Genomic DNA, 19,453 nt, shown 5'->3' with positions numbered 1-19,453 from the left:
GACCGGTGGCAATCACCGGCTTCCGTAGCGGGCCAGGACTCTGCCACGCTTGCGCGGATCGATGTTCACCTTGGTGATGTCACCGCCGTAGTGCTCGATTACGCGGTGGTCCATCACCTTTCGCCACAGCGGGGGAAGGTAGGTCAGGGTGATCAGGGTGGCGTACCCGCTGGGCAGGTTGGGGGCACCGGCCATGCTGCGCAGCGTCTGATAGCGGCGCAGGGGATTGGCGTGATGGTCGCTGTGCCGCTGCAGGTGGTAAAGGAAGATGTTGGTGACGATGTGGTCGGAGTTCCAGCTGTGCACCGGCGCGCACCGTTCGTAGCGTCCGGAAGCGGTCCGTTGCCGCAGCAGACCGTAATGTTCGAGGTAGTTGACCGATTCCAGCAGCGACGCGCCGTAGAACGCCTGGATGATCAGGAACGGCAGCACCTGCCACCCGAAGACGGCGGTCAGCCCACCGAACAGGACGATCGACATGACCCAGGCGTTGAGCACGTCGTTGCGCAGGCTCCAGGTGGGCTGGTTGATCCGCTGCATGCGAGTCTTTTCCAGTTCCCAGGCCGACTTGAGTGAGCCGAACATGCTGCGCGGCAAGAACATCCAGAAGCTTTCTGCGAATCGCGCGCTGGCCGGATCCTCCGGGGTGGCCACCCGCACGTGGTGGCCGCGGTTGTGCTCGATGTAGAAGTGTCCGTACAGCGTCTGGGCGAGGGTGATCTTGGACAGCCATCGCTCGAGGTTCTCGCGCTTGTGCCCCAACTCGTGGGCCGTGTTGATGCCCACCCCGCCGACGACGCCGATGGTCAGCGTCACGCCGATCTTGGAGATCAGGCCCAGGCCGCCGCTGATGCCGAGCCAGCTCAGGTCTTCGGCCGCCCACAGGTAGCACGCCAGCACCAGGCTGACCATCTGGAACGGAATGAACGCGTACGTGCAATAGCGGTAGTACTTGTCGTTCTCGAGTCGCTCCATCACCTCGTCGGGCGGGTTTTGGCCGTCGGGGCCGAAGAACAGATCCAGGATGGGCAACAGCACGTAAAGCAGCAGTGGCCCGACCCACCACAACACCGGTGTGGCGGCGTTCCAGCCGAGTTTGCCGAACACCCAGGCAAGCGCCACGCTCACCGGCAACGCCGTGGGCAGGACGAGTCCCACCAGCCACAGGTGTCGCTTACGGTCCCGCCATCGTTCGACCGGAGACTCTGTTACTGCTCCCATTGCGGTGGTCCCCATGATGTTTCCCTTCTGGACTAGGTCACCGCCGGGGCGGCGGCGCATTGAACATATCAGATCATTTGTGCAATAGATAGATAAATCATTAGATTTGTTCAATCGGGGTGGCCGACGGCTCCGGGTGCCGCAGTGCGCGCTGGCATCCCAATCGCGGAGCCGGCACCGTGCGCCGCGAAATCGACTCCCCTGCAGGATGTTTCGCATGCGACTGACGTCCACCGAAGCCGACGTGGATAACGCGGGCCGGGTTTGGCCGCGGCACCGACGGGGTATCAACTGCGCCATGACCAGCGCTCCCGTCGTCGCCCCCACGCCCACTCTCGAGGTTTGGCCCGGCCGGGCCTACCCGCTGGGCGCGACGTATGACGGGGCTGGCACCAATTTCGCGCTGTTCAGCGAGGTCGCCGAGCGGGTCGAGCTGTGCCTGTTCGACGCCGACGGCACCGAGACCCGGATCACCCTGCCCGAGGTCGACGCCTTTGTCTGGCACGCCTACCTGCCGACCATCGAACCCGGCCAGCGCTATGGGTATCGGGTCCATGGTCCCTACGACCCCCGCGCGGGCCACCGGTGCAACCCAAGCAAGTTGCTGCTGGACCCGTATTCGAAGGCCATCGACGGCATTTTCGACTGGAACCAATCGCTGTTCGGCTACCCCTTTGGTGACCCGGAGAGCCGCAACGACGACGACTCGGCGGCCAGCATGCCCAAGGCCGTGGTGATCAATCCCTACTTCGACTGGGGCACCGACCGCCCGCCGAATCACCACTACGCCGACACCGTCATCTACGAGGCTCACGTCAAAGGTCTGACGCAAACGCACCCGGACGTCCCGGAGCACCTACGCGGCACCTACGCCGCGGTGGCCCACCCGGCGATCGTCGAGCACCTCACCAGCATCGGCGTCACCGCGATCGAGCTGATGCCGGTGCACCACTTCGCCAACGACTCCACTCTGGTCGAGAAGGGGCTCTCGAATTACTGGGGCTACAACACCATCTCGTTCTTTGCGCCCGACCCGAAGTATTCCAGCGCCACGTCGGCAGGTGGGCAGGTGCAGGAGTTCAAGGCGATGGTGCGCACCCTGCACGAGGCGGGCATCGAGGTCATTCTCGATGTGGTCTACAACCACACCGCCGAGGGCAACCACCTGGGCCCGACGCTGTCGATGCGCGGAATCGACAACGCCGCCTACTACCGGCTGGTCGACGACGACAAGCGCTACTACCTGGACCACACCGGTACGGGCAACAGCCTCAATGTCGGTCATCCGCATTCACTGCAGCTGATCATGGATTCGTTGCGCTACTGGGTGACCGAGATGCACGTCGACGGCTTCCGGTTCGACCTGGCCGCGACGCTGGCCCGGGAATTCTACGAAGTTGACCGGCTGGCAACGTTTTTCGAACTTGTACAACAGGATCCGACGGTCAGTCAGGTCAAACTCATCGCCGAGCCCTGGGACGTCGGGCCCGGCGGCTACCAGGTGGGCAATTTCCCGCCGCAATGGACGGAGTGGAACGGAAAGTACCGCGACACCGTCCGCGACTTCTGGCGCGGTGAGCCTGCCACCCTCGACGAGTTCGCCTACCGACTGTCCGGATCGGCCGATCTCTACGAGCACACCGCGCGCCGGCCGGTCGCTTCGATCAACTTCGTCACCGCCCACGACGGGTTCACGCTGCGTGACCTGGTGTCCTACAACGACAAGCACAACGAGGCCAACGGCGAAGACAACAACGACGGTGAGAGCCACAACCGCTCATGGAACTGCGGCTTCGAGGGGCCGTCCGACGACACGGGCGTCAACGAGCTGCGAAGCCGCCAGCAGCGCAACTTTCTCACCACCTTGCTGCTGTCCCAGGGCGTGCCGATGATCGGCCACGGCGACGAACTCGGACGCACCCAGAACGGGAACAACAACGGCTACTGCCAAGACAACGAAATCACCTGGGTCAATTGGGCGGAGGCCGACGTCGGCCTGCTGGATTTCACCCGCGCGGTGTCGGCATTACGCGCCAACCACCCGGTGTTTCGCAGGCGCCGGTTTTTTTCCGGCAAGCCGGTGGGCCGTCGCGGTGAGGACGGTCTGCCCGACATCGCCTGGTTTGCCGCCGACGGGTCGGAGATGACCGACGAGGACTGGGGCGCAAGCTTCGCGAAGTCCATCGCGGTGTTCCTCAACGGCCACGGCATTCCCGACCGCGACCTGCGCGGTCAGCGGGTGTTCGACGACTCGTTCGTCCTGTGCTTCAACGCACACCACGAGCCGATCGAATTCACCTTGCCACCAGCAAAATTCGGCGAGAAGTGGCGCACGGTGGTCTATACCGGTGCCCGGCAGCTGGCGCCGCGCGACGAATTGCCCGCCGCGGCAAGGCTCACCGTCGATGCGCGCAGCACGGTGGTGCTGCAAGCCGCGAGCGAATCGCAGCAGAGCCAGCCCGATATCACCGGCATTGCCGGGCAGTGGCGTTTCGAGTCGGGTGCCCGACCAGCCGTCTCGCCGAGACTGTAGTTTTGCAGGCCCGTACTCGTAGTTTGTCTGCAATAACACAGTTTCGGCGACCCGATACGCTGTGGCTCTGGCGGGTCTCGTCGCACAGGGTCAACGCTTGGGGTAGGAGGCGGCTATGTCGAAAACGGTGGTCATCGGCGCCTCGAGCGGGTTGGGGCGCTGCATCGGTGTCGGGCTTGCCAGGCGCGGCGACGACGTCGCGCTGCTGGCGCGGCGGCTCGAGCGAACCCAGGCCGCGGCCCGGGAGGCCGGCCCCGGTGCCATCGCCGTGGAGTGCGACGTCACCGACGAGGCGTCGTGCCGAGCGGCCATCGCCGCGGCCGCCGAGGCGCTCGGCGGCCTCGACAACCTCGTTTACACCCCGGCCATCAGCCCACTGGTGCGCCTGGTCGACACCGATGCCGACACCTGGAGGCGAGTTTTCGACACCAACGTCATCGGCGCGTCGGTGGCCACCGCGGCGGCGGTGCCGCATTTGGCCGCCGCCTCGGGCAAGGCGATCTACCTGTCCTCCGACACCGGCGGTTACACACCGCCGTGGCCGGGCCTCGGCGCGTACGGGGTCAGCAAGGCGGCCCTGGAGAGGCTGGTCGAGGCGTGGCGGGCCGAGCACCCGGAAATCGGATTCACCTGCCTCATCGTGGGCGAGTGCGCAGGCGGCGAGGGTGACGCGCGGACGGCAATGAACGTCGGCTGGGATCGCGACCTTGCCATGAAGGCGTATCCGCTGTGGCTTTCCGGCGGCTGCATGCCGGGCAAGTTGATGCCGGTCGAGGACCTGGTCAACGTGGTGCACACCATCCTGCGCACCGATCCGGCAACGTCGATACCGGTCGTGGTCGCCAGGGGTGCATCGGCTGCCGGCGGACCGGTTCTCGACGCCGGCTAGGCCTTCGGCCTGACCCGCAGCGCGAGCGTGACGCCGGGGCGATATCCCGCTCGATTTTTCGCCGTGGCGTTACGCCCGGCGAAACACGCCTGGCGTCATCCGGTGATCAAGCTCCAGAGGCCGGCCGACCCCGCTCGTAGTGCCGCACGGGTGACCTGCTCGTCCCAGTAGTGGACCGAACCGAACTCCGAGCGCCACGCCAGTGCTGCACGGGTGAACTCGTGCAGGCGGTGTTCCCGAGTGGTGCCGATGGCGCCATGGACCTGATGGGCGTTGCGCACCACAACCGAACAGGCCTGGCCCGCACACGAACGTGCCACGGCGACAAGGAAATCGAGGTTCTGCGCGGACCAGTCGCTGCGCACGGCCGCGGTGAGCGCGGCCTCCGTCGCGGCACGGGCGAGGGCGGCCTCGGCGGCGATGTCGGCGATCAGATGTTGTATCGCCTGGAATTTCGACAGCGGCCGGCCGAACTGGCACCGTGTTGTCGCATGCTCGATGGACAGCTGCACAATCCGGTCCAGCGCCGCACACACCTGGATCGCCCGCACGAGTGCGGACTTTAGCGTCAGCGCCGTCACCAGATGCCCGCCGACCGGCGTACCGGCGAGCGCCACGGGGTCGGCGGATACCGTGTCCCGCGGTTCGCCGATCAGGTTGGCGCCAGGGGTGACAACCAGCGATTCCGCCGCCACGTCGGCCACCCGGTATCCGTCGCCGGTTTGCCAGACGATCACGATCCGCTCGGCGGCGCCGGCCCAGGGCACGTCGTCGGACCTGCCCCGGTCATCGAGCAGGCACACCGTCCGCACCGCGCCGTCGACGGGCATCCGGTTGGCCTGTAACAGCCAGCATGCCAATAAATCGTGTTCTGCCAACGGAATTCGCACGGCGTGACGAACCGCGGCGGAAAGCAGCTCCGCTGCTTCATACCAGCCGGCCCCGCTGCCGCCGGACTCTTCGGAGCCGGTCAGCCGCACCAAGCCGAGATCGTCGAGGCGTGTCCACAGTTGGGCGTCAAGCGCCGCGCCCACGGAATGTGTGTCGCGGTATCCGGCGAAGACGGCGTCCATCATCTCGACCAGATCGGGGTCGACCGGGCCGGTTGGATCGACGGTCGTCATCGCAGTCCCAGCCCCCGCGCGATGACACCCCGCAACACCTCGTTGGTTCCGCCCCGCAGCGTGAAACCCGGACGCTGGTCGACCGCCCGCGACACCAGCTCGGCGTGGTGCGAATCGCCACCGGCGTGCCGATCGGCGAAGTCGGCGATATCACCTTCGGTGGTGGTGCCGAGCACCTTGACCACCGCCGCGGGGATGTCGGCCCGGTCATGGCGCTGCAGCGCCCCGGCCACCGCGGCCGACATCTGATGCAGACCGGCCACCCGCGCCACCAGCCGGCCCAGGTCGACGTCGTACGAAAGTCGTTGCGCAGCCATGTTTTCGGCGGCCGATGCCAGCAGCACGAAGGTCGACAGAAAGCGTTCGGGCCCGCTGCGCTCGAAGCTCAGCTCCGAGGTCACCTGCTGCCAACCGTGGCCGATTTCGCCGAACACCATGTCGTCGGACACAAAAGCCGCGTCGAGGATGACCTCGTTGAAGTGGTGGTCGCCGTTCATCGAGACGATCGGCCGGATATCGAGGCCGCCGGTCCCGCGCAGGTCGACGATGAACTGGCTGAGTCCGGCATGCCGATCGGTCGGATCGACCGGCGCGGTGCGGGCGAGCACGATGAACGCGTGCGCGAGGTGGGCGCCCGACGTCCAGACCTTGGTGCCCGACAGCGACCAGCCACCCTCGACGCGCTCGGCCCGGGTGCGCACACTGGCCAAATCGGAGCCGGAGTCCGGTTCACTCATGCCGATGCCGAAAAAGCACTCGCCGCGCACGATCCGGGGCAGGAAATGCGACTTCTGAGCCTCGGTGCCGTATTTGAGCAGCGACGGCACGATCTGGCGGTCGGCGACCCAATGCGCAGCGACGGGAGCACCGGCCGCCAGGAGTTCTTCGGTGACAACGAACCGCTCCACAAACGAGCGTCCGTGCCCGCCGTATTCGACGGGCACCGTCATGCCCAGCCAGCCGCGCGCCGCCAGCGCCGCGGTGAAGTTCTCGTCCCAGCGCGTCAGCCAGGCATCGACGGACGGGGTGAACGAACCGGCGGCCAGTTGCTCGGCGAGAAACGCGCGGACCTCGGCGCGCAAGGCATCCGTCGCCGATGTCGCCGATGCGTCGACGACGGCGGGCGGCACCAGCCTCGGCGGTGGCATCAGCTCGTCTTCCACTTGGCAATGCGGTGCTGGTGCTCGGGATCGCGATGCGCCAGCGGCTGCATCGCCGCGGCCAGTCCCAGCGTCGACTCCAGTGAGCCGGTCCGCGACTCCTGCAGCAGCCGCTTGGCCATCCGCAGCGCGTGGGACGGATTCTTGCTGATGCGTTCGGCCAGCGCGTGTGCCTCGGTGAGCAGTTCCTCGTGGGGCACCACGCGGCTGACCATGCCCCACTGCAGGGCGGTTGTGGCGTCGACGCGGTCGCCGGTGAACGTCATCTCCGCGGCGCGTTCGTAGCCGATGATCCGCTGCAGAAACCAGGTGCCGCCGTCGCCGGGAATCAGGCCGAGCTGGACGAAGCTCTCCGCGAACCAGGCGCGCTCGGACGCGACCCGGATGTCGCACATCATCGCCAGGTCACAACCGGCGCCGATGGCCGGCCCGTTGACGGCACCGATCAACGGAACCTCGAGGCGCGTTAGAGCCCGCGGGATCCGCTGGATGCCGTCGATATAGGCGTGCCGCTGGTCGAGTGCGTCCAGCCCGAACATCCCGTCGCGGTTGGCCATCTCTTTGACGTTGCCGCCCGCGGAGAAGATCTTGCCCGTCCCGGTGAGAATGACCGCGCAGACACCGGTGTCGGCGTTGGCGCCGTCGACGGCGGCCTCGAACGCGGCGATGAAATCCTTGCCGGTGATCGCGTTGCCGACATCGGGCAGATTGATCGTCCAGGTCCGGACGGGTCCGTTGGTGGCAATGTCCAAGACGGTGCTCATGACGGAAACTGTAGGGACCCGGTCTGGCGCGAACCCGCTTGCGGTGTCCGAATAGAGCTGGTGGCTTCCGCCGATGCCACGTGGTGCCGGCCAGCAGCGCTGAGGAGGAACCATGCCCGACGTCGCGAAATACGGCCCGTGGGCGGTGATCGCCGGTGGTTCGGAGGGCGTAGGAGCCGAGTTCGCCAAGCAGTTGGCCGGCCACGGACTGAACCTGATGCTGATCGCGCGCAGGCCGGGACCGCTGGCCGACACCGCGGACAGTTGCCGGCAGCTGGGCGTGCAAGTGCATACGATCGCCGTGGATCTCCTTGACCCCGAATCGGTTTGGCGAATCAGTGCGGAAGCGGCCGACCTGGAGGTTGGCCTGCTGATCTACAACGCCGGCGCCAACACGTGCCGCCAGAAGTTCCTTGACGCCGACCTGACCGACGTCGGTCGGGTCATCGACCTCAATGTGACCCGGATGCTGGAACTGGTGCACCACTTCGGGCGGTCGATGCGAGCCCGCCGCCGCGGCGGCATCCTGCTGGTCGGTTCGACCGCGGCGACCTACGGTTCGATGCGTCAGGCGGTGTACACCGGCAGCAAAGCGTTCAGCCGGCTGTTCGCCGAGAGCCTGTGGCTGGAGCTGCGCGACCACGGCGTTGACGTCCTGGAACTGGTGCTGGGGGTCACGCGCACGCCGGCCATGGAGCGAGCCGGATTGAACTTCGACGTGCCCGGGATCCCGGTTACCGAACCCGCCGACGTGGCGCGCGCGGGGCTGGAGAACCTGGCAAACGGTCCGGTGTTCATCGCCGGTGACAATGCCGCGGCGGTGCAGCGCGGCAGTGGACCCGATCGTGCCGCGATAGTCCTCGGCGGGCACCGGCTGATGCAGAAACTCATCGGTGCCCCGCCGCGCGATGTGTCAGGAGACCGACGCTGAGATCGTCAGCTGCCCGGCCCGATGACGAAGCAGCGGCCGGTGCTGCTGTCCAGAAACACTTCTGCCACAGTGGATTGGTTGATGGTCGCAAACTCGAAGCGGTGTACCTGTTGCCCCGCTTGGATATCGGCTTCCTGAGACTCGGTGGTGCCGTCCTTCTTGCGCACTACCGCGGTCACCTTGTCGGGCTTCGACATGTTCTGCGGCTCATGGAAATACCACACCTCGATACCGGCCCCGGACGACGTCGCCTGCCAGCCGTCGGAGTAGAAACACGCGGGATTGCCCTCGGCGTCCGGCGGCGGCGGTGGACAGATCGACAACCCCACACACGGTGCGGTGGTGGTGGGAGGCGACGCAGTGGTGCTGGATTCGGTGGTGGTCGCAGTGCTCGTGGTGACCGTCGTCGAGGTGGAACTCGAAGCCGACGCGCGTGGCGGCGCCTGCTGCTGCGACCCGCATGCCACGATCCCCGGCCAACTCAGCGCGAGGACGAGCAGCAACCTGACTATCGGCATCGGATTCCTTCGGTGCTCGTCCTGCGGCCGGGTTTACGGCTAGACCTATCGGCGCGTGATTGTACGCACTAGCCGGCTTGAGATCTCGGATGCGTCGACATCGGCCCGGCCGAGCCCGGTGTCCAAGGACCCGAACGAGCCGGGCATTACGGCCCTAGCAGGGCCAACGTCGAGCTGGTGAAGTCGACTGCGGATTCGTTCAGCTGTATCGGGCCCTGCTGTGGTGGACGTCGAAAGTATCGGCAAGCGATAGGATTTTCGAGGTGGTTGGCGATACGGCAGCTGCGGGCGGCCGGTGGCTATCGCGAGTTCGCCGACTGATCGAACCGGCCCTGGTGGTGTCGACCGTCGGTCTGTTGGCCGCCGGTGGGATCGCCTGGTTGCTCGGTGAACGCGGTATGGCCGACGGATGCTGGATCGCGGGTACGGTACTGGCCGTCGTGCCGGCCTCGGTCTGGGTAATGGCCGCGTTGCGCCGGGGCCGGATCGGTGTCGACGTCATCGCGGTGTTGTCGCTGATCGGCACTCTGCTGGTGGGCGAATACGTGGCCGGCGCATTGATCGCGGTGATGCTGGCAAGTGGTCGTGCCCTCGATGCGGCCGCCGAGCGACGCGCGTCGCGCGATTTGCGGGCGCTGCTCGAACGTGCGCCCCGGTTTGCGCGCCGACGGGCCGGCGCGCAGGTAAGCCTTGTTCCGTTGGCGGACGTGGTCGTCGACGACATTGTCGTCGTCGGGCCGGGCGAGGTGGTCCCCGTGGACGGGCGCATCGTCGACGTGGTGGCAGTCCTGGACGAGTCCGCGCTGACCGGTGAGCCGCTGCAGGTGGAACGTGCGGTCGGCGAGCCGGTCCGCAGCGGTGTGGTCAACGCCGGCAGCGCTTTTGAGCTGCGCGCCACCGCAACCGCCGACGAGAGCACCTATGCCGGCATTGTCCGAATGGCGCAGCAGGCGGGTGCGGAAACTGCGCCGATCGTGCGGTTGGCCGACCGCTATGCGGCCTGGTTCCTGCCGCTGTCGCTGCTGCTGGCCTCGGCTGCCTGGCTGGCGAGCGGCTCGGCCGTCCGCGCCGTGGCGGTCCTGGTGGTGGCAACCCCCTGTCCGCTGCTGCTGGCCGCGCCGGTGGCGATCGTCTCCGGCCTGTCCCGGGCCTCCCGGGCGGGGGTGGTGATCCGCAGCGGAGTCGCGTTGGAAAACCTCGGGCATGCAACGACTTTGGTGATGGACAAGACGGGCACGCTGACGATGGGACGTCCTTCCGTGGTCGACGTGGTGGCTGCCCCCGGCCGGGACGCCACCGAGACGCTGCGGCTGGCCGCCTCGGTGGACCAGCTTTCCCCGCACGTCCTGGCGGAGGCCATCGTCACCGAAGCGCTCAGCCGGGGTCTGCGCTTGTCACTTCCCACCGATGTCGTCGAAGAGCCGGGCCGCGGTGTCACCGCCAACATCGACGGGCATCGCGTCACGGTCGGCAAGTCGGCCGCCGACGCCCTGACCGGCGCCTGGGTGCGAGCCGCGGTCAACCGGGCCCGGTTGGACAGCGCGGCGATCGCCTGGGTCTGCGTCGACGGTGAACTGGCCGGGGCGGTGTTGCTGCGCGACCCGTTGCGCCGGCAGGCGCCGCGCACGGTGCGCCGATTGCGCGAGGCCGGGCTGACCCGGCTGATCCTGCTCACCGGCGACCGGGCCGAACCGACGCGCGAGGTCGCCACGATTCTGGGCTTGGACGAGGTCTACGCCGACCAGAGCCCGGCCGACAAGTTCGCCGCGGTGCGCGCCGAATCCGAACGCGCGGTAACGGTGATGGTCGGTGACGGCGTCAACGACGCCCCCGCGCTGGCGGCGGCCACGGTAGGCGTGGCGATGGGTGCCCGCGGAGCCACCGCGTCTTCGGAGGCCGCCGACATCGTCTTGACCACCGATCGGCTCGACCGGCTCGCCGATGCGATGGATATCGCCCGCTGGTCCCGGCGGATCGCCGTGCAAAGCGCGGTCGTCGGCATGAGCCTGTCGCTGCTGGCCATGGCGATCGCCGCGCTGGGCTGGCTGCCGCCCGCGGCCGGTGCGCTGCTGCAAGAGGGCATCGATATCGCGGTGATCGGCAACGCGCTGCGGGCGTTGCGCGGTAACCCGGCTACCGAGCTGCAATTGGCCGCAGGTACCGAGCAACTGCTGCACCGCTTCGCTGACGAACACGATCAGCTGCGTGACACCATCGGGCTGCTGCGCACCGCAGCCAACCGGGTGGCCGCCGGACCCGACGCCGCGGCGCTGGCGTCGTTGACCGCGGCGCATACCTTGCTGACCGAGCGGATCCTGCCGCACGAGCAGGCGGAGGAAGTTCAGCTTTACCCGGCGCTGGCGCGGCCGCTGGGCAGCGGTGAAGCCACCGCCACCATGAGCCGCACCCATGCCGAAATCCAGCGGCTTTCCGATCGGATCGCGACTCATCTGGCGCTGGCGCAGTCGGCCGGGGCAATCCAGCATGACCAAGTCGATGACCTGCTGGCCTGCCTGTACGGCCTGTATGCGCTGTTGCGGTTGCACTTCGTGCAGGAAGAGGAAAGCTACTTCACCCTCGCCGAGGACGACACCGCGACCGGCCCTCCGCCGCGGCCCGCCGGCACCCAAGCACGCAAGTCCTGAATCAAGGTTCGCCGGCGTGCTGCCGAGAGGACGTTCGCCGATTCGGCAATGGCACAAAGTCCTTCGCTGCAAGGACGCCGTGCCCTCGTCCGGCTGATGTGATTGCGCAATCGTTGATAAGACGACTCCGCCGACCGAAAGGAGTAATGACCATGACTGCGCATTTCCCGGACGCCGGCACAGTCCGCACGGTCCTGACGCTGGCCTCTCGGGCGCCATCTGTACACAACACGCAGCCGTGGCGGTGGCGGGTGGGGGACGCGTCCCTGCATCTCTACGCCGACACCAGCCTGCAGTTGCCCAACACCGACCCGGAAGGGCGCGACCTGATCCTGAGTTGTGGTGCGGCACTGAACCACTGCATCATCGCCCTGGCCGCGACGGGTTGGCAAGCCAAAGTGTGTAGGCTGCCCAATCCGGCGGACCCGAGTCATCTTGCCTCGATCGAAGTGTCTCGTCAGAACGCCGATCAGTTGGACATCATGCTGGCCGCGGCGATACCGCGGCGGCGAACCGATCGTCGGCACTACAGTTTTTGGCCGGTGCCGGTCAGCGACATTGCGTTGATGGCTGCGCGGGCAGCCCGCAATGGGGTGACGGTACACCAGGTCGACGCCATGGACAAGCTGAATGCCGTTGTGGCAAAATCTGTTTGGGACCACGCATCCGATGCCGACTATCTCGCCGAGCTCACCGCGTGGAGCGGCCGGCACGCCTCGGCGGTCGGCGTCCCCGCCCGCAATACGCCCATACCTGACCCCGCGGCGGCGATACCCAGCCGGCGTTTCGCCGGCCCGACGCTGGCCATGCCGCCGGATGTCTCGCCCGCCGACGACAACGCGGTGATGCTGGCCCTCGGGACGCGCACCGACGACCGGCTGGCTCAACTGCGCGCCGGTGAGGCAACCAGCGTCGTGCTGTTGACCGCGACGGCGATGGGACTGGCCAGTTGCCCGGTCACCGAACCGCTGGAAATCGCGGAAACGCGTGCGGCGGTTCGTGCCGATGTCTTCGGCGATAGCCAGTATCCGCAGATGCTGCTGCGGGTGGGCTGGGCACCCATTAATGCCGATCCGTTGCCGTCGACGCCGCGCCGTGACCTCTCGGAGATCGTCGAGTGGATCGCCGACGGTGAGAAATCCGTCAACGGATAGGCGTCCGATAACCAAGGACCACAAGAAGTTTCAGGAAGTTGCGATGGAGACGTTCACGATAGACCCGCGTTGCTGGCGGCTCGCCCGCCTGGTCGGTCGCAATCCGCTGCTTCGACGCACCGACCGTCTCGAAGCCCTGCTGCTGCTGGTCGCGCTGATCGCGTCGCTATTCCTGATACCTGCCACCGCTGTCGTGGGCGCCGAGGTCTTCGACGCCCGGGATCGCCAGTACGCCGCGCAGGCACAGGCACGGCACCCGGTCACGGCCACGGTCACCGGTGCCACCCATAACCCGAACTCCGAAGGGATTGTCGTGCACGTGCGCTGGCTGGCGGCGTCCGACGAGCGCACCGGCTCGTTCCGGCACAGTGCCCCGCTCAATGTGGGGCAGCGCGTCGAAATTTGGGTGGACCGGGACGGCAATCTGGTCAGGCCACCGACACCGAGGTGGCATGCGGGTGTGGACGCGGTCGTCACCTCGGTGCTGATCGTGCTGACATGCGCTGTCGCGATGGCGTTAGTGGTCGCCTCGGTCCGCTCCCGGCTCGATCGGGCACGCGATGCCGCGTGGGAGCGTGACATCAGGTGCCTGCAGGACGACGGTGGCCGGACGAATCGGTATTGAACACATGGCGGGGACAAGATTCAGATGCCGCAGCCGTCGCCGGCGTTCGTGAAATAGGCTGATGACGTGTCGATGACCAGACATGGGGAAAACTCCGATGCTGCTTTGCTGGACACCGTCGGGTTGCACCGCCTGGTCGAGGTGCTGATCCAGCGGGGCTATCGCGTCATTGGTCCGACGTTGCGCGACAACGCGATTGTGCTCGCCGAACTCGACTCGGCCGACGATCTCCCGCGCGGCTGGGGCGTCGACGTGGCGCCGGGGCAGTATCGGGTGCGCCAGCGCGACGACGACGCGGTGTTCGGTCATTCGGCGGGGCCGCAGTCGTGGAAACAGTTCCTGCACCCGCCTCGGCAGCGGTTGTGGGCCGGCACCCGGGACGGGTTCGGCGCCGCCGAGTCCGAGGAGGACGTTCCGCGGTATGCGTTCCTCGGGGTGCGTGGCTGCGATCTGGCCGCGATTGCGACGCTCGACCGGGTGCTGGGCGGTGCGGCATATGCCGACAGCACCTTCGTCGGCCGCCGGCGGCGGGCCTTCGTGGTCGCGGTGAATTGCACCGAACCGGGCGGGCTGTGCTTCTGCGCCTCGATGGGCACCGGACCGGCGGTCGGACCCGGTTACGACTTGGCGTTGACCGAGCGCATCGGCGCCGACGGCGTGACCTACCTGGTGGACGTCGGCAGCCAAGACGGCGCCGACGTGCTCGCGGCGGTGCCGCACCGGGCGGCCAGCAGCGACGAAATGGATTGCGCACGCGCCGATGTCGAGGCTGCGACGCACCGGATGGGACGGCAGATGCCGGACGCGGATCTGCGCGAGCTACTCGTCCGGTCACGCGAGTCGCCGCAGTGGGAAGAGGTGGCCAGTCGCTGTCTGACCTGTGGCAACTGCACGATGGTGTGCCCGACCTGCTACTGCACCAGCACCGAAGACGTCACCGACCTGACCGGTGAGCACGCCGAACGCTGGCAGCACTGGGCGTCCTGCTACGAATTCGACTTCACCTATGTCCACGGTGGCGGCAGTGTGCGCCGCTCCGGCGCGTCGCGGTACCGGCACTGGCTCACCCACAAACTGGGTACCTGGCATGACCAGTTCGACATGTCGGGCTGCGTCGGCTGCGGGCGATGCATTGCCTGGTGTCCGACCGGCATCGACATCACCGAGGAAATGAACAAGATGGCCCGCAATGACCGACCGGGCTGACCGGGTGACCAGCGCCGCGCCATCATCTGCGATGGCGCCGGTCCCGTACCGCGTGCGCAGCCGCGTCGTGGAAAGCCCGGATGCGGCGACGTTGTGTCTGGAGCCGCTCGATGCGGTACTTCCCGCGCCGCAGCCCGGTGAATTCATGATGCTCTATGCATTCGGCGTCGGCGAAGCGGCGATATCCATCAGCGGGGATCCCACCGTCACCGACGGCTCGATTACCCACACCATCCGCGCGGTCGGGGCGGTCAGCCGCGCTCTGCACGGTGCCCAGCCGGGCACCCTTATCGGCGTGCGCGGGCCGTTCGGCACCACCTGGGGCCTGGACGAGGCGGCCGGACGGGATTTGGTGATGGTGGCCGGCGGTGTGGGACTGTGCCCGCTGCGTCCGGCAATCCTCGGCGCGTTGGCGAACCGCACCCGCTACGGCAGGCTGATGCTGGTCGTGGGGGCCCGCTCCAAGGCTGACTTTCTGTTCGCCGCACAACTGGAAAAGTGGGCGGACGACCCGCACATCGAGGTCCACCTGACGGTCGACGTGCCCGTCCAGGACTGGCGCGGTGAAGTCGGTTTGGTGACCGAACCGTTGCGCCGGCTCACGCTGCGGCCCGACCGCACCACCGCGTTCCTGTGCGGACCCGAGCCCATGCTCCGGTTCGGGGCAGACGCCCTGATCGCCAAAGGCGTTGCGGCCCGCGACATTCGGGTATCGCTGGAGCGAAACATGCAGTGCGGTGTCGGCTGGTGCGGCCACTGCCAGCTGGGACCATTGCTGGTGTGCCGGGACGGACCGGTCGTCGGTTACGACGTCGCCGGCCCGCTACTACGGATCAAGGAGCTGTAGATGAGTCCCAGTCTGGCGGTGTGGAAATTCGCCTCGTGTGACGGTTGCCAGCTGACCTTGCTCGACTGCGAGGACGAGCTGCTCACCTTGGCCGATCAGGTGACGATCGCGACGTTCGCCGAGGCCTCCAGCGCAATGGTCGGGGGGCCGTACGACATATCACTGGTCGAGGGTTCCGTCACCACTCGCCACGACGAGCAGCGCATCCGGGAGATCCGGGAGCAGTCGAAGATATTGGTCACCATCGGTGCCTGCGCGACCGCCGGCGGGGTGCAGGCGTTGCGCAACTTCGCCGATGTCGCGGAGTTCACCTCGCTGGTCTATGCCAACCCGGAATACATTGACACGCTTGCGACTTCGACGCCGGCGGCCGCGCATGTCAAGGTCGACTACCAGCTGCACGGCTGCCCGATCGACCGCGGGCAGCTCCTGGACACCCTCGCGGCGCTGCTGGTCGGGCGCAAGCCGCGGCTGCCGGCCAAGACGGTGTGCACCGAATGCAAACTGCGTGGTACGACGTGTGTCGTTGTCGCCGAAGGCATTCCGTGCCTGGGACCGGTCACTCATGCCGGTTGCGGCGCGTTGTGCCCCAGCCATCATCGGGGCTGCTACGGCTGTTTCGGTCCGTCGGCGGTGCCGCAAACCGCCACGCTGATCCCGCTGCTGCGCCGCGACGGAATGTCCGACGGGGATGTTAACCGGGTGTTCTCGACGTTCAACGTCGCCGCGTTCGCCGCCGAACGGAGCAAGCAGTGACCACCGACAACCGGACACTCAGCGTCGGCACCCTGACCCGCGTCGAAGGGGAGGGGGCGCTGCACGTCACGCTGAAGGACGGCGCGCTGGACAGCGTGCAGCTCAACATCTATGAGCCGCCAAGGTTTTTCGAGGCATTTCTGCGGGGGCGGGCCTACACCGAGCCGCCGGACCTGACCGCGCGGATCTGCGGCATCTGCCCGGTTGCCTATCAGGTCAGCGCCTGCAACGCGATCGAACAGACCTGCGGCGTCGAGGTGGATCCCGAACTCGTGGCACTGCGCCGGCTGTTGTACTGCGGCGAATGGATCCACAGCCACGTCCTGCATGTCTACCTGCTGCACGCGCCGGACTTCCTCGGCTGTCCGGACGTGATCGCACTGGCCCGCGACCAGCGCGCGGCGGTCGAGCGCGGGCTGCGGTTGAAGAAGGCCGGCAACAAGCTGATGGACTTCATCGGCGGACGGTCGATACACCCCATCAACGTGCGTCTGGGCGGGTTCTACTCGGTGCCCGACCGGTCGCAGCTGGCGCCGCTGGCCGAGCTGTTGCGCCGGGCGCTCGACGACGCGTTGGCGACGGTGGAGTGGGTGTCCGGGTTCGACTTTCCCGACCTCGAACTCGACCACGAGATGCTGGCGGTGAGCCAGCCGGGTCAGTATGCGATCGAGAACGGCGCCATCGCGCGCAGCGCCGGCCCGTCGTTCCCGGTGGCCGAGTTCACCGGGCATGTGCACGAGTCGCAGGTGCCGCATTCGACTGCGCTGCATGCCACCCTTGACGGCGGCCGCTACCTGACCGGGCCACTGGCGCGGTATTGCCTCAATTCGTCGGCGCTGTCGCCGATCGCCGGCGAGGCAGCCGCAGCCGCAGGGCTGTCCGGCGAATGCCGAAATCCGTTCCGCAGCATTGTTGTTCGTGCCGTCGAGGTGGTCTACGCGATCGAGGAGGCGTTGCGCATCATCGACGGATACCAGCGGCCGTCACGGCCATTCGTGGAGGTCCCGGTCCGTGCGGGCGTCGGTCATGGCGTCAGTGAGGCGCCCCGCGGCCTGCTGTACCACCGATACGAAATTGACGACGACGGGCTGATTTCGGCGGCGACGATCATTCCGCCCACCTCGCAGAACCAGGCGGCCATCGAGAACGACCTGGCTCGTGTCGTTTCGGCAAACCTCGCTCTCGCCGATGCCGAGTTGACCACACTGTGCGAACGGGTGATCCGCAACTACGACCCGTGCATCTCGTGCTCGGCGCACTTCCTGACGCTGACGGTGCAACGCGAATGACCGCGGGCCCGGTTGTCGTCATCGGGCTGGGCAATCGCTACCGTCGCGATGACGGCGTGGGCATTGTCGCCGCCGCCGCGCTCGACGAACTCGGCTTGCCCGATATCCGGGTGGTGACCGACGTTGTCGAGCCCATGGGTCTGGTCGAGGCGTGGTCGGGCGCCCGCCTGGCCGTCGTGATCGACGCCGTGGTCGCGACGCCGCCCATGCCGGGCCGGGTAACCCGTTGTGCGCTCGGCGATCTGGTCACCGCAACGGACGGGGTGAGTTCGCATCGCGTCGACGTCGCCGCCGCATACGCACTGGGGCAGGCCCTTGCCCGGGTGCCCGACAGGCTGGAGGTGGTCTCCGTCGAAGCGGCCGATACCGGTCACGGCGTGGGTTTGACACCGCAGGTGGCAGCTGCGGTACCGGCGGCGGTCAGCATGGCGGTGGATCTGGCCGCGGAGGTAGTCCCGGTTGCTGCCCGGCGAGACCGCGACTGGTCACATCAGGGATACGAGTAGGCGAGGGTGTCTGACAACGGCTTCCAGGTCGCTTCCGGGACGCTGTGTCTCGGTCATCCCGTAGGTCATCTGTTTGGCGATCGGATGCTTGCGCGAGGTCAAAAGGCTGCTCGTCTTCGATGTCCGCGGGCGCGGGCCTGGGTGTGCACGCACAGCCGGGCGTCTGTCTTCGGGACGGGGGCACGCATCGTCGCTCAAACTTCTTGTAATGGCAGGTGTTCTGGGAATCACGTGCTCACCGGGTCGACTGCAATGCGCCGTGTCGAGTGTGCGGTGACGGCTTCGATTGTGTGCGTACGGCGGGAATATCGCGATTGGCCCGCCCTGAGCGCACGTTCGACGCCACCAGTGCACGCTCGACGCCATGAACGCACAGTCGACGCCGTCAGCGCACAGTCGCCGCCGTCAGCGCACAGTCGACGCCACCAGTGCACGCTCGACGCCATGAACGCACGCTCGCCGCCGTCAGCGCACAGTCGACGCCATGAACGCACGCTCGACGCCGTCAGCGCACGCGCGACGCCGTGAACCAAGACTGAATGCCCTGGCTATCCCGTATCCGGCGAATCGGCGGAAGTGGAGTGTGGCTGCACCCCGGCCCACACCGCCTCGAATTCGGAAAGCAGTGTTGACATCTGCGGTGCACGCGCCACCACCGCTGCGCCGACGATCGCAAGAAACGGGCCGAGCACGCGGGCGAACATGCGTGTCCGTGGCCGCAATCGGGAAGAGTTCATGGCGACACCTCAATCGGGCGGTCAGATGTTGCGCCCCTAGGGGTGTGTCAGCATCGGCAGGCGCAGCGCGCGACGGCTGTACATGCCGAGCTCACTCGAGCGGCTCCGACGGGCTCGGCCGATCGAACCGGAACCGCCGTCCGGTCACCAGGTCCGGAAGTATCCGCACATAGTGCTTTTTCTCGGTTGCGATCCAGGTCAAGAGCTGGGCGCGGTCGGCCTCCTCGATCTCCTCGTCGCTACGAAGCGAGCGCGCCCTGCCCTGGATGATCACGCTCCAGCCCTCGACGGCAGTGTGATCGTCGACTTCGAACAGCACCTGGTTGTTCATCGCGGCGCTGACCAGCTTGGTGCCTTCCGCGGTGCGGAACAGGATGGTGCGGCGCTGGACAACGAAGTTCACCGGGAAGATCTGCGGACGGCCGTCCACGCTGGTGACCAGCCGCCCCAAGGTCACGCTTTTCAGCAGCTCCCAGCATTCGCTCACGGGCAGGATGGTGATCACTTCACCGGTTCCCGACATCAGCCAACCCCTCTCATCGGTTCGA

The 19,453-nt window shown here is 67.1% G+C and carries 18 protein-coding genes; 11 read left to right on the top strand and 7 right to left on the bottom strand.

Annotated features, from left to right (window positions below):
- Positions 1–12: 12 nt before the first annotated feature.
- Positions 13–1,221, bottom strand: coding sequence for an alkane 1-monooxygenase (locus MKAN_RS04145; RefSeq protein WP_371686064.1), 1,209 nt, complete (start codon positions 1,219–1,221; stop codon positions 13–15).
- Between the two features lie 298 nt (positions 1,222–1,519).
- Here MKAN_RS04145 and glgX point away from each other — a divergent pair, with 298 nt between their 5' ends.
- Positions 1,520–3,754 carry a glycogen debranching protein GlgX gene (gene glgX / locus MKAN_RS04140; RefSeq protein WP_080674196.1) on the top strand — a complete coding sequence of 745 codons (2,235 nt, stop codon included), beginning with the start codon at positions 1,520–1,522 and terminating at the stop codon, positions 3,752–3,754.
- A gap of 127 nt (positions 3,755–3,881) precedes the next feature.
- Positions 3,882–4,643 carry an SDR family oxidoreductase gene (locus tag MKAN_RS04135; protein WP_172836733.1) on the top strand — a complete coding sequence of 254 codons (762 nt, stop codon included), beginning with the start codon at positions 3,882–3,884 and terminating at the stop codon, positions 4,641–4,643.
- A gap of 95 nt (positions 4,644–4,738) precedes the next feature.
- Here MKAN_RS04135 and MKAN_RS04130 read toward each other — a convergent pair whose 3' ends face one another.
- The 3 genes from MKAN_RS04130 to MKAN_RS04120 are packed head-to-tail and all read right to left on the bottom strand — an operon-like array spanning position 4,739 to position 7,691.
- Positions 4,739–5,767 (bottom strand): acyl-CoA dehydrogenase family protein, encoded by a 1,029-nt coding sequence (locus MKAN_RS04130; protein ID WP_023365450.1) that lies wholly within the window; start codon positions 5,765–5,767, stop codon positions 4,739–4,741.
- The gene (locus MKAN_RS04125) at positions 5,764–6,915 is read right to left on the bottom strand and encodes an acyl-CoA dehydrogenase family protein (RefSeq protein ID WP_036393253.1); all 1,152 of its coding nucleotides are present in this window, start codon (positions 6,913–6,915) and stop codon (positions 5,764–5,766) included. The genes MKAN_RS04130 and MKAN_RS04125 overlap by 4 nt, the downstream gene beginning before the upstream one ends.
- Positions 6,915–7,691 (bottom strand): crotonase/enoyl-CoA hydratase family protein, encoded by a 777-nt coding sequence (locus MKAN_RS04120; protein ID WP_023365446.1) that lies wholly within the window; start codon positions 7,689–7,691, stop codon positions 6,915–6,917. Before MKAN_RS04120 ends, MKAN_RS04125 begins: the two co-directional genes overlap by 1 nt.
- 112 nt (positions 7,692–7,803) lie before the next feature.
- Here MKAN_RS04120 and MKAN_RS04115 point away from each other — a divergent pair, with 112 nt between their 5' ends.
- Positions 7,804–8,622 carry an SDR family NAD(P)-dependent oxidoreductase gene (locus MKAN_RS04115; RefSeq protein WP_023365444.1) on the top strand — a complete coding sequence of 273 codons (819 nt, stop codon included), beginning with the start codon at positions 7,804–7,806 and terminating at the stop codon, positions 8,620–8,622.
- A 5-nt stretch (positions 8,623–8,627) separates the two neighbouring features.
- Here the strand turns inward: MKAN_RS04115 and MKAN_RS04110 are convergent, their stop codons facing one another.
- On the bottom strand, positions 8,628–9,140 hold the full coding sequence (locus tag MKAN_RS04110) for a hypothetical protein (protein WP_023365442.1): 513 nt from the start codon (positions 9,138–9,140) through the stop codon (positions 8,628–8,630).
- 263 nt (positions 9,141–9,403) lie between these two features.
- Here MKAN_RS04110 and MKAN_RS04105 point away from each other — a divergent pair, with 263 nt between their 5' ends.
- The 8 genes from MKAN_RS04105 to MKAN_RS04070 all read left to right on the top strand — a co-directional run bounded on the left by MKAN_RS04105 (position 9,404) and on the right by MKAN_RS04070 (position 18,168).
- Positions 9,404–11,785, top strand: coding sequence for a heavy metal translocating P-type ATPase (locus tag MKAN_RS04105; protein ID WP_023365439.1), 2,382 nt, complete (start codon positions 9,404–9,406; stop codon positions 11,783–11,785).
- A gap of 152 nt (positions 11,786–11,937) precedes the next feature.
- Entirely contained in the window at positions 11,938–12,939 is a 1,002-nt protein-coding gene (locus MKAN_RS04100; protein ID WP_036393258.1) for an Acg family FMN-binding oxidoreductase, read from the top strand.
- Between the two features lie 43 nt (positions 12,940–12,982).
- Positions 12,983–13,564 carry an Rv1733c family protein gene (locus tag MKAN_RS04095; protein ID WP_023365435.1) on the top strand — a complete coding sequence of 194 codons (582 nt, stop codon included), beginning with the start codon at positions 12,983–12,985 and terminating at the stop codon, positions 13,562–13,564.
- A 72-nt stretch (positions 13,565–13,636) separates the two neighbouring features.
- Complete coding sequence (locus tag MKAN_RS04090) at positions 13,637–14,770, top strand: 4Fe-4S dicluster domain-containing protein (protein WP_023365433.1); 1,134 nt, start codon at positions 13,637–13,639, stop codon at positions 14,768–14,770.
- Positions 14,754–15,617 carry an FAD/NAD(P)-binding protein gene (locus tag MKAN_RS04085; RefSeq protein WP_023365431.1) on the top strand — a complete coding sequence of 288 codons (864 nt, stop codon included), beginning with the start codon at positions 14,754–14,756 and terminating at the stop codon, positions 15,615–15,617. The genes MKAN_RS04090 and MKAN_RS04085 overlap by 17 nt, the downstream gene beginning before the upstream one ends.
- The gene (locus MKAN_RS04080) at positions 15,618–16,373 is read left to right on the top strand and encodes an NADH-quinone oxidoreductase subunit B family protein (RefSeq protein ID WP_023365429.1); all 756 of its coding nucleotides are present in this window, start codon (positions 15,618–15,620) and stop codon (positions 16,371–16,373) included.
- Positions 16,370–17,662: a Ni/Fe hydrogenase subunit alpha gene (locus tag MKAN_RS04075; RefSeq protein WP_023365427.1), complete on the top strand. Its 1,293-nt coding sequence runs from the start codon at positions 16,370–16,372 to the stop codon at positions 17,660–17,662. Before MKAN_RS04080 ends, MKAN_RS04075 begins: the two co-directional genes overlap by 4 nt.
- Positions 17,659–18,168, top strand: coding sequence for a hydrogenase maturation protease (locus MKAN_RS04070; protein WP_023365425.1), 510 nt, complete (start codon positions 17,659–17,661; stop codon positions 18,166–18,168). Before MKAN_RS04075 ends, MKAN_RS04070 begins: the two co-directional genes overlap by 4 nt.
- A 548-nt stretch (positions 18,169–18,716) precedes the next feature.
- On the opposite strand, the gene MKAN_RS30280 is transcribed toward MKAN_RS04070, so the two are convergent.
- Entirely contained in the window at positions 18,717–18,905 is a 189-nt protein-coding gene (locus MKAN_RS30280) for a hypothetical protein (protein ID WP_129111882.1), read from the bottom strand.
- Between the two features lie 91 nt (positions 18,906–18,996).
- Entirely contained in the window at positions 18,997–19,428 is a 432-nt protein-coding gene (locus tag MKAN_RS04065; protein ID WP_023365421.1) for a pyridoxamine 5'-phosphate oxidase family protein, read from the bottom strand.
- Positions 19,429–19,453 lie beyond the last annotated feature (25 nt).

This window comes from Mycobacterium kansasii ATCC 12478, assembly GCF_000157895.3.
Lineage (GTDB): Bacteria > Actinomycetota > Actinomycetes > Mycobacteriales > Mycobacteriaceae > Mycobacterium > Mycobacterium kansasii.
Note: the sequence above shows the minus strand (reverse complement) of the source record. Positions and strands in the feature narration are given on the sequence as shown.